Source organism: uncultured Brevundimonas sp. (genome assembly GCF_937870815.1).
Taxonomy (GTDB): domain Bacteria; phylum Pseudomonadota; class Alphaproteobacteria; order Caulobacterales; family Caulobacteraceae; genus Brevundimonas.
The window spans coordinates 1-10,264 of the sequence record NZ_CALMZS010000218.1 but is presented as its reverse complement, the minus strand read 5'-3'; the positions used below and the strand labels follow the sequence as shown (position 1 = coordinate 10,264).

The window sequence follows — 10,264 nt, the reverse complement described above, 5'->3', positions numbered from 1 at the left end:
TGTCGCGCGGATCGGTCGGGCCGATCAGTAGCGGTAGTTGACGCCGAACAGGAAGGTGCGGCCGTAGGACTGATGGTTGATGACCTGGCGCTCGTCACCGTTCTGGTAGGTGTAGAACGGCTCGTCGGTCAGGTTGTTGGCTTGAGCCAGCAGCGAGAGGCCTTCCAGCGGGCCGGACTGGAACTCGTAGCCGATCTGGGCGTCGACGACCGTCTCGGCCCCGACCTGGCGGAGCGTGCGGCCATTGGCGAAGCCCGACATCTCGCCGAGGAACTCGGACCGATGGCGCGCGCTGATCCGGCTCTGGAAGCCGTACCGCTCATAATAGAGCGTAACGTTGGCGACGGTTTCGGACAGGCCGGGGATGGCCGTCTTCACACCGGCGCCGGGCTGTTCGATCTCGCTTCCGTTGCGCGAGACGCTGACGAAGGCGCCGAAGCCTTCGAGCGACGGATGGAACATGTCGAAGGGGGCCGAGGCGGCGAACTCCACGCCCCACATGCCGCCGCCTTCGCCGTTCTGGGGCGAGTTGTAGAGGCCCTCGTTGATCACGGGAACGACGCCCCCGGTGGGGAAGCCGGTGAAGTCAGCCGGACGCTGCTCATCGTAAACGAACGTATCCAGCTGGCGATAGAAGGCGGACAGCGACACATAGGCCGATCGGCCGAAGTAGCGCTCCAGCGAGACATCGGCGACGTTGGCGATCCACGGCCTCAGTTCCGGATTGCCGCCGCCGCCGCTCCACGGCGAGTTGTTCACCGTAGCGCCTGGAATGTTCAGGGTCGGGTTGAAGCCGTAGCCGCGGCTGGCGCGCATCTGGTCCATCCGCGGACGGGCCATGGTGCGGGCGAGGGCGGTGCGTAGGAACAGGTCGTCCTTCAGCTCGAGGATCAGGTTCATGCTGGGCAGAACCTCGACGTAGGAGTCTCCGCCCTCGATCGCGGTGAACATCATGCCGGCGCCGGAGCCGGTGGCGGCGAAGCCGTTCGAATGCTGATCGGTGTACACGACCTGGAGACCGAGATTCCCGGTGGCCGGAATGCTCCCCATGTTCGCGTTCATGTTCAGCTTGGCGTAGCCGATCACGATATCCTCGTTGATCGTCCAGTTTTTCGACTTCACGTCGCCGTTCGGATTGCGCACCAGGTTGTAGAAGCCGTCGTTGACCAGGCCCATCGCGTCATAGCTCAGGATGCCCGGAATGCCGCCATAGGCGAGCGAGGTCGGCTCCAGCAGATAGTCGCCGGGCACGGGCACGGTCGCCCCACCGGGGATGCCGAGGAACCATTCGTCGGCGACCAGCGACTTTTCACGCGTGCTGAAATAGAGGCCCGTCTCGATCGAGTCGAAAGCCCTCAGGTCGACGTCGCCGTTGAGAGTCAGGCGCACGGCCTTCAGCTCGTCCTCGATGGTCGGCATGTTCAGATAGCCGTCCTGGCCGCCCGGGATCACGTCGCCGCCCCAGCCCTGCGGGCTGGTCAGGCGCATCAGGCTCGGATCGGCGTAGTCGAGATCGGCCGAGAACTGCGGCACGCCGCTCGGGTCGATGGCGAAGTCGAGCGTATCCGTCGGCCCCGTGCCGTTGCGGCCCGTGCCCCAGTAGGTCTCGAGAATGGTGTCGGTGCGATCGACCTTCGAATAGCTCAGGTCGGCGTCCATGGACCAGCGGTCGTTCAGCACCATCCCGGTGTTCCAGCCGAGGGAGAGCAGCTTGCTTTCGCGGCCGGTGACGTCGCCCCGGCCGACGGCGCGCACATCGGAGAAGGTGCCGGCCACGACCATGCCATCCTCGACCTGCTGGTTCGACAGCGAGGCGCTGCTCCATTGGAGCGGGAACTCGATGCCGCGCAGGATCTGGGTGTTGTCGAACTCGGAATAGAAGGCGTCGAAGGTCGAATGGATGCGGTCGTTCGGGCGCAGTTCGAGGGTGCCGAAGAGGCCGTCGCGCTTCAGTTCCGACGACATCACGAAGACCTTGGCGCCGCCGATGACCAGGTCGCCGTTGGCGTCGGTCGGGTAGCCCCAGGCCTCGAACCGCTCAGACTGGTACGGCGACGACATGTGGGCGTAGCCGAGGGCGATGCCGATGGTGTCGTCCGCGAACTGGTCGATGTAGCTGACGCTGTAGCGCTGGCCGGTGTCCTCGGTGCCCGCGTTGAGGGCGCCGATGTCGTTGACCTCATAGCGGGCGTTCAGGGCGATCGCCCGCCGGCCATAGGAGAGCGGACGGATGGTGCGCAGGTCGACCGTTCCGGCCAGACCCTGCCCGACCAGCGAACCGTCGGGGGTCTTGTAGACCAGCACGCTGGCCAGGGCTTCCGAGGGATACTGGTCGAACTCGACGCCGCGGTTGTCGCCCGTGGTCACCTGTTCGCGGCCATTGAGCAGGGCGGTGGTGAAGTCGGGACCGAGCCCGCGGATGCTGATCACCTGCGCGCGCCCGTCCTGACGCTGGGCCGCCAGACCCGGCAGGCGGGCCAGCGATTCGGCGATCGACATGTCCGGCAGCTTGCCGATGTCCTCGGCGGTGACGACCTCGACGATCGAGGTGTTGTCGCGCTTGGTCGCGATCGAGCTTTCGATCGACGAGCGGATGCCGGTGGCGATCACGTCCTCGACCTGCGTCTCCTCCTCCTGCGGCGCATCCTGCGCCGAGGCGGCTCCGGCGAAGGCCAGGGCGGCGACGGCGCCGAGGGCGGCGCCTCCGAGCAGGCGCGTACGGCGGGTGACTTGGGTTCGCATCTCATTCTCCCTGGGGCCGTCGCATTTCTATCGAAGCGTCCGGCGATACCGCAAAGTAATGCAAACTTGCGGACCTGATGCAAGTGTCCTCTCTCCGATCGTGGCCCGGACGTGGCCGAAATGTGACGCCCGCCGCCAGCGCTTTCGCCCTACACATAGGACTATGGCTTGCGGGACCGCGGTTTCAACTCCCCTGTTGAGGCGGTTGACATCGGGTGGCTCCGCTGCAAAATCTTGCAAAGGCGATCCGGGGGGGGCCATGCCGTCCGCGGACATTCCGAAGGGACGGAGACATGACCGGAAGCTCGAGAGGGGCCCTGCGGCGGCGCGTGACGGCCGTGTGCGCGGGTTTGGCCGCCATGGCCGCGGCCGCGCCGGCGATCGCGTCCGCCCTGCCGTCCCCGCAGGAGGCCGCCGGCCTGCGCGACCGTCCGGCCGAGGACGAGGTGATCTATTTTCTCCTGCCCGACCGGTTCGCCAACGGCGATCCGTCCAACGACCGCGGCGGCCTCGACGGCGACCGGCTCGTCACCGGCCATGATCCGGCCGACCCCGGCTTCTTCCACGGCGGCGACCTGCGCGGCCTGACCGCCCGGCTGGACTATGTGCAGGGCCTCGGGGCCACGGCCCTGTGGATCGCGCCGCCGTTCGTGAACAAGCCGGTGCAGGGCCCGCCCGGCCAGGAGAGCGCCGCCTACCACGGCTACTGGATCACCGACTTCACCCGCATCGATCCGCATTTCGGAACCAATGACGACTTCCGCGCCCTGGTCGACGCCGCCCACGCCCGGGGGATGAAGGTCTATCTGGACATCGTCATCAACCACACCGCCGACGTCATCCGCTATCGCGAGTGCCCGGACAACGACTGCGGCTACCGCTGGAAGGGCGACTATCCGTACCAGCGCCGCGGCGGCCTCGACGGCGAGGCGATCAACCCCGGCTTCACCGGCGAGCCCGGCAGCGACTTCTCCACCCTGACCCGCGCCGACTATGCGTACACGCCGTACAACCCGCCCGGCGAGGAGACGGTCAAGGTTCCCGCCTGGCTCAACGACGTCGGCCTCTATCACAACCGGGGCAACAGCGCCTGGTACAGTGAGGCCCGCATGGACGGCGACTTCGCCGGCCTCGACGACCTGTTCACCGAACACCCGCGCGTGGTCCAGGGCTTCATCGACATCTACGGCGGCTGGATCGACGACTACGGCGTCGACGGCTTCCGCATCGACACGGCGCGGCATGTGAACCCGGAGTTCTGGCAGGCCTTCGTCCCCGCCATCCTCGAGCGCGCCCGGGCCCGCGGCATCCCGAATTTCCACATCTTCGGCGAGACCTTCGACTTCCAGAGCGGCACGGCGGCGATGCACACTGTGGTCGACGGCCTGCCGACGGTGCTGGACTTCGCCTATCAGCGCGTGGTCCAGAACATGGTCACGGGCGCGGGCCATCCGGACAGCATGGGCTATCTGCTGATGGAGGACGCCATCTACGCCGGCGGCGCCGAGACGGCGCGCCGCCTGCCGACCTTCACCGGCAACCACGACATGGGCCGGATCGGCCATCTGATCCTCAAGGCGATGCCGGACATCTCCGACGCGGAACTGCTGGACCGGTCTACCCTGGCCCACGCCCTGGTGCTGCTCGGGCGCGGCGTGCCGGTGATCTACTACGGCGACGAACAGGGCTTCACCGGCGACGGCGACGACCGCCGCTCGCGCCAGGACATGTTCGAGACCCGCGTCCCATCCTACGCCGACGACCGGCGCATCGGCCGGGCGGCCGGGCCGTTCGACACCGACGCCGACATGTACCGCCGCATCGCCGAAATGACCCGCGTCCGCGCCGCCGACGTCCGGCTCCGTCGCGGTCGCGTCGCGGTGCGGGTCGCCGACCAGGAGCCCGGCGTCCTCGCCGTCTCCCGGCTCGACGACGACGGCGAGACCCTGGTGGTGTTCAACACCTCGACCGAGGCCCGCGAGGTCAACATCCCGGTCGAGACCGGCTCCGCCCGCTGGCGCGCCCTGCTCGGCCGCTGCCCCGCCCGGGCCGCGGCCCCCGGCGCGGTTTCCGTCTCCCTGCCCGCCCTGGGCTATATTGTCTGCGTATCCGAAGGCCGAGCGTGACCGTCCAGATCCTCGAATCCCCACAGCTCCGGACCGACGCCGCCGAATGGTGGCGCGGCGCGGTCGTCTATCAGGTCTATCCGCGCAGCTTCGCCGACACGAACGGCGACGGGGTCGGCGACCTGAAGGGCGTCGCCGACCACCTCGACCATATCGCCTCCCTCGGTGTCGACGCGGTCTGGCTGTCGCCCTTCTTCACCTCGCCGATGAAGGATTTCGGCTATGACGTGGCCGACTACCGCGACGTCGATCCGATCTTCGGGACGCTGGACGATTTCGACGCCCTGATCGCCAGGGCGCACCGGCTGGGCCTGCGCATCATCACCGACCTGGTCTTCGCCCACACCTCGGACCAGCACGCCTGGTTCCGCGAGAGCCGCCAGTCGCGGACCAATCCGAAGGCCGGCTGGTATGTCTGGGCCGACGCGAAGGCGGACGGCTCGCCGCCGTCCAACTGGCAGTCGGTGTTCGGCGGGCCGGCCTGGACCTGGGACGCCCGGCGCGGCCAGTACTACATGCACAATTTCCTGCCCGAGCAGCCGCAGCTGAACCTGCATGTGCCGGCGGTGCAGGACGCCCTGCTGGACGTGGCCCGCTTCTGGCTCGACCGCGGCGTCGATGGCTTCCGCTTCGACGCCATCAATTTCTCGATGCACGACCCGCTGCTGCGCGACAATCCGCCCCTGCCGCCGGGCGGCAAGCGGACCCGGCCGTTCGACTTCCAGGACAAGGTCCATAACCAGTCGCAGCCGCAGATCGCCGACTTCCTCAAGCGGATCCGGGCCCTGACCGACAGCTACGGCGGGCGCTTCACCGTGGCCGAGGTCGGCGGCGACCACGCCGAGCGGGAGATGCAGGCCTTCACCGCCGGCGACGACCACCTGAACAGCGCCTACGGCTTCCTCTATCTGTACGCCCCGGCCCTGGACGCCCAGCTGGTGCGCCAGGGGGCCGAGGTCTGGCACGGCCGCGACGGCCAGGGCTGGCCGTCATGGACCTTCTCCAATCACGACGCCCCGCGCGCCATCTCCCGCTGGGCCGGCGACCGCGATCCGGCGGCCTTCGCCGGCATGGCCATGCTGCTGCTGATGTGCCTGCGCGGCAACGTCTTCATCTACCAGGGCGAGGAGCTGGCCCTGCCCCAGGCCGAGGTGCCGTTCGAGCGGCTGGTCGATCCCGAGGCCATCGCCAACTGGCCCCAGACCCTGGGCCGCGACGGGGCCCGCACGCCGATGCCGTGGAAGGCCGACCGGCCCCACGCCGGCTTCTCGACCGCCGAGCCGTGGCTGCCCGTCGACCCGCGCCACGTCGGCCTGGCGGTCGACCGGCAGGAGGACGACCCCGCGTCGATGCTCAACCTCACCCGCCGGCTGGTCGCCCTGCGCAAGGCCCATCCGGCCCTGACCCGCGGCGACATGCGGCTGCTGGACGCGCCGCCGGACCTGCTCTGTTTCGAGCGCGCGCTGGGCGGCGAACGCCTGCTGTGCGTCTTCAACCTGGGCGAGGCGCCGGTCGACTGGACCGCGCCGGCCGGATGGCGGATCGTCGAGACCATCAACCTCGAGGCCGGCCCGGGCGGCGTTCTGCCGCCGATGGCCGGGCTGGTCCTGGCCGAAGCCGCCGGATGAGCTCAGCCGCCGCAGCTCTCGCGCACGATCAGGTCGGTGGGGATACGCTCCGACCGGCCGACCGAGTCGCCGGGGTTGTCGAGCAGCTTGGAGACCAGCAGCCGTCCGGCCTTCATCGTGTCCTGGGCGATGGTGCTGAGGGCCGGGCGCGCATAGCGGCTGAACGGCACATTGTCGAAGCCGATCACCGAGACGTCCTCGGGCACCCGCCGGCCGGCGTGCAGCAGGGCCCTCACCGCGCCGAGGGCGATCTGGTCCGAGGCGCAGACCACCCCGTCGAAGCCGACCCCGCGGCGGATCAGGCTGTCGACCGAGGCCTCGGCCGACTCGACCTCGAAATGGGCCTCCATGATCAGGTCGGGGTCCGCCTCCAGCCCGGCCCGGGCCAGGGCTTCCAGATAGCCCCGGTGCCGCTGCATCGCCTCCGGCGGATCGAGGTCGCCCAGAAAGACGATGCGCCGGCGCCCCAGCCGCGCCAGGTGCAGGGTCGCCCGGCGCCCGCCGGCCAGGTTGTCCGACCCGACCGAGCAATACTGCTGGTCGGGCATCTGGGCGCCCCAGACCACGAACCGGCCCTCGGTCTCGGCCAGCCGGTTGAGGCTCTGGTGCAGAAAGCTCTGGCCGAGGAAGATCACCCCGTCGGCCCGGCTGGTGTTCATCGCCGCCGACAGGTCGTCGTAGCTGGTCGGCGAGAAATGGCTCATGATCACGTCGCAGCCGCGCTCGCGCGCGGCCTCGCCGACGCCGGCCAGCAGTTCGAGGAAGAAGGGATCGCTCAGCCGCCCCTCGCGTCCCTGCGGCCGCGGCGTCACCAGGGCGATCACCCCGTCGGCCCCGATCGGACCGGCCGGCATGTAGCGTCGGAACGGATAGTCGTGCTCGCGCGCCAGTTTCCAGATCAGCTGCTTGGTGCGGGCGTTGACCGCGGGACTGTCGTTCAGCGCCCGCGACACCGTCGAGATCGACACGCCGGCCAGCTTGGCGAGGTCTTCCAGACGGGTGGTCTTTCGGGTCACGCGCACCGGCTCGCAAAGTTTGCTGCAAAAATTGCTTCATGCTTTGTAACACACCCCCCGTGGGGGATTGCAAGACTCTTGCACTCGGTGTCGGGTGCGCCGGGGAGGCCGGGCCGCGCCCGCTTCCGCCGGACCATTGTCTTTGGGGGAGTTTTCGTCATGACCGTCCACCGCATCCTGATTGCCGCCCTTGTCCTGGCGTGGGGGGTGGCGAGCCCGGCCCTGGCCCAGGATGATCCGCCGCCCGCGGCCCCGGTGGTGGCCCAGAACGCGCCGACGGGGGTCCAGAGACCGGTGGTGCGCCTCGCCTCGCCCGGCGATGTGCTCGGCGTCGAGGTGACCACCGACAACGACGGCCGGGCCGTCTATTCGGTCAGCCGTCTGGGTCGGCCGGTGATCGAGCCGTCGCGTCTGGGCTTCCTGCTGGTCGACGCGCCCAAGCTGGAACGCAACCTGACCATCGTCGGCCAGGCGACCCGGACCGTCGACGAGACCTGGGAGCAGCCCTGGGGCGAGCGGCGCTTCATGAAGAACCACTTCAACGAGGTGCGGATCTCGTTCGCCGAACCGCGCGGTCTGCAGCGCCGTTTCGACGTGGTCTTCCGGCTGTATGACGACGGCCTGGGCTTCCGCTACGAATTCCCCGAACAGCCCAATCTGCGCACGCTGCGGATCACCGACGAGCTGACCGAGTTCGCCCTCGCCGACGCCGGCGAGGCCTGGTGGGCTCCGGCCTTCGACTGGAACCGCGAAGAGCAGATCTATCGCCACACCCCGATCGACCAGGTCACCTCGGCCCAGACGCCGATGACGGTGCGCACCGGCGACGGCCTGCACATCGCCTTTCACGAGGCGGCGCTGGTCGACTATTCCGGCATGAACCTGACCCGCACCGGCGAAGGCCGGTTCCGCGCCGCCCTGACCCCCGGCATCGGCGACGCCAAGGTGATCCGCGACGCTCCCTTCCCGACGCCGTGGCGCACGATGCAGATCGCCGACAGCGCCGGCGGCCTGATCATGTCCGACCTGATCCTGAACCTGAACGAGCCCAACCGGCTGGGCGACGTCTCCTGGTTCGAGCCCGCCAAATACATCGGCGTCTGGTGGCAGATGCACCTGGGCACGGCGACCTGGAGTTCCGGCGCCGCCCACGGCGCGACCACCGAAACCACCCGCCGCTATATCGACTTCGCCGCCGAGCACGGCTTTCGCGGCGTGCTGGTCGAGGGCTGGAACCTCGGCTGGGACGGCGACTGGTTCGGCAACGGCGGCGACTTCAGCTATACGCAGGCCTATCCCGATTTCGACCTCGAGGGCCTGGCCGCCTACGCCCGCGCGCGCGGCGTCCACCTGATCGGCCACCATGAGATGTCGGCCAACGTCGCCCATTACGAAAGCCAGATGCAGGCCGGGTTCGACCTCTATGAGCGGCTGGGCGTCGACGTGGTCAAGACCGGCTATGTGGCCGACGCCGGCCAGGCGCGGCTGGCCGATCCCGAAGGCCGTATCCGCTACGCCTGGCACGAGAGCCAGGCGATGGCCCAGCACCATCAACGGGTGATCGAGGCCGCGGCCGAGCACCGCATCGCCGTCAACGCCCACGAGCCGATCAAGGACACCGGCTTGCGCCGCACCTGGCCGAACATCATCAGCCGCGAGGGCGCCCGCGGCATGGAGTATTCCGCCTGGGGCGTGCCGCCGAACCCGCCGGGGCACGAGGTGACCCTGGCCTTCACGCGCCTGCTGGCCGGGCCGATGGACTTCACCCCCGGCATCTTCGACATGCGCACCCAGCCCAACAGCGGCGTGCTGTCGACCATCGCCAAACAGCTGGCGCTGTATGTGACGATCTACAGCCCGATCCAGATGGCGGCCGACCTGCTGGAAAACTACGAGGCCAACCCGGGACCGTTCCAGTTCATCAAGGACGTGCCGACCGACTGGGCCGACACCCGGGTGCTGAACGGCGAGGTCGGCGACTTCGTCACCATCGCGCGCAGGGACCGCAACAGCCGGGACTGGTACCTGGGCTCGATCTCCGACGAACAGGGCCGGGTGCTGACCGCGCCCCTGGGCTTCCTCGAGCCCGGGGTCCGCTATCGCGCGCAGATCTACCGCGACGGTCCGAACGCCGACTGGCGCGAGGGCGATGGCCGCAGCCGCACCGACATCGTCATCGAAACCCGCGAGGTCACCGCCGCCGACACCCTGACCCTGCGCCTCGCCCCCGGCGGCGGCCAGGCCATCCGCTTCACGCCGCTGGGAAGGACCCGCCGTTGACGACCGTCCTAGAGCCTGATCGGTTGAGGAGGAATCGCTTCGCGATTCCGCCGATGCCGTGAATCGGGCTCCAGTATAATGCTGGAGCGAAGATCCGGGTTTGGACGCGATCGCGTCTAAACCGATCTCGCTCTGGCGGACCGCCCCCCTTCCCCCTTCCCCCCCCGACGGAGGAAGGGGGAAGGGGGTGGAGGCAGGCTGATTCCAGGGGCGGCGCGCGAGGCTTGGTCGAAACAGCCGGCCGCGTCTCACGCGCCCGCCTCGACAGGCCCTGCCTCCACCCCCACCCAACCCTCCCCCGTCGAGGGGGAGGGCCTTGCGCAGGAGCCCCTCCCATGACCGGCGCGACGTCCGAATCCGTAAACGCCGTCCGCCCCCGCCTCAGCGGCTGGGCCATCTGGAACATGTGCGTCGGCTTCTTCGGCATCCAGATCGGCTTCGGCCTGCAGAACGCCAACACCAGCCGCATCTT

At 68.9% G+C, this 10,264-nt stretch carries 6 protein-coding genes; 4 read left to right on the top strand and 2 right to left on the bottom strand.

Annotated elements, in window-relative coordinates; all coding sequences use genetic code 11:
- Positions 1-24 precede the first annotated feature (24 nt).
- Positions 25-2,742, bottom strand: a complete 2,718-nt coding sequence (locus tag Q0588_RS15425; RefSeq protein WP_298748013.1) for a TonB-dependent receptor — start codon at positions 2,740-2,742, stop codon at positions 25-27.
- Between the two features lie 293 nt (positions 2,743-3,035).
- Between Q0588_RS15425 and Q0588_RS15420 the strand changes: the two genes are divergently transcribed.
- Both Q0588_RS15420 and Q0588_RS15415 read left to right on the top strand, forming a co-directional pair.
- Positions 3,036-4,868, top strand: a complete 1,833-nt coding sequence (locus Q0588_RS15420; RefSeq protein WP_298748011.1) for an alpha-amylase family glycosyl hydrolase — start codon at positions 3,036-3,038, stop codon at positions 4,866-4,868.
- Positions 4,865-6,496 (top strand): alpha-glucosidase family protein, encoded by a 1,632-nt coding sequence (locus tag Q0588_RS15415; protein ID WP_298748008.1) that lies wholly within the window; start codon positions 4,865-4,867, stop codon positions 6,494-6,496. Before Q0588_RS15420 ends, Q0588_RS15415 begins: the two co-directional genes overlap by 4 nt.
- 2 nt (positions 6,497-6,498) lie before the next feature.
- Here Q0588_RS15415 and Q0588_RS15410 read toward each other — a convergent pair whose 3' ends face one another.
- The gene (locus Q0588_RS15410; protein ID WP_298748005.1) at positions 6,499-7,512 is read right to left on the bottom strand and encodes a LacI family DNA-binding transcriptional regulator; all 1,014 of its coding nucleotides are present in this window, start codon (positions 7,510-7,512) and stop codon (positions 6,499-6,501) included.
- A 159-nt stretch (positions 7,513-7,671) separates the two neighbouring features.
- Between Q0588_RS15410 and Q0588_RS15405 the strand changes: the two genes are divergently transcribed.
- Both Q0588_RS15405 and Q0588_RS15400 read left to right on the top strand, forming a co-directional pair.
- Positions 7,672-9,792 carry a glycoside hydrolase family 97 protein gene (locus Q0588_RS15405; protein ID WP_298748002.1) on the top strand — a complete coding sequence of 707 codons (2,121 nt, stop codon included), beginning with the start codon at positions 7,672-7,674 and terminating at the stop codon, positions 9,790-9,792.
- Positions 9,793-10,127: 335 nt separating this feature from the next.
- Positions 10,128-10,264, top strand: a 137-nt coding sequence (locus Q0588_RS15400; protein ID WP_298748016.1) for a hypothetical protein, incomplete at its 3' end; no start/stop codon positions are given.

What these genes read in the sequence shown, in the direction of transcription:
- Q0588_RS15425 (WP_298748013.1), bottom strand. Translation starts at nt 2,742, where the DNA reads ATGCGAACCCAAGTCACCCGCCGTACGCGCCTGCTCGGAGGCGCCGCC.
- Q0588_RS15420 (WP_298748011.1), top strand. Translation starts at nt 3,036, where the DNA reads ATGACCGGAAGCTCGAGAGGGGCCCTGCGGCGGCGCGTGACGGCCGTG.
- Q0588_RS15405 (WP_298748002.1), top strand. Translation starts at nt 7,672, where the DNA reads ATGACCGTCCACCGCATCCTGATTGCCGCCCTTGTCCTGGCGTGGGGG.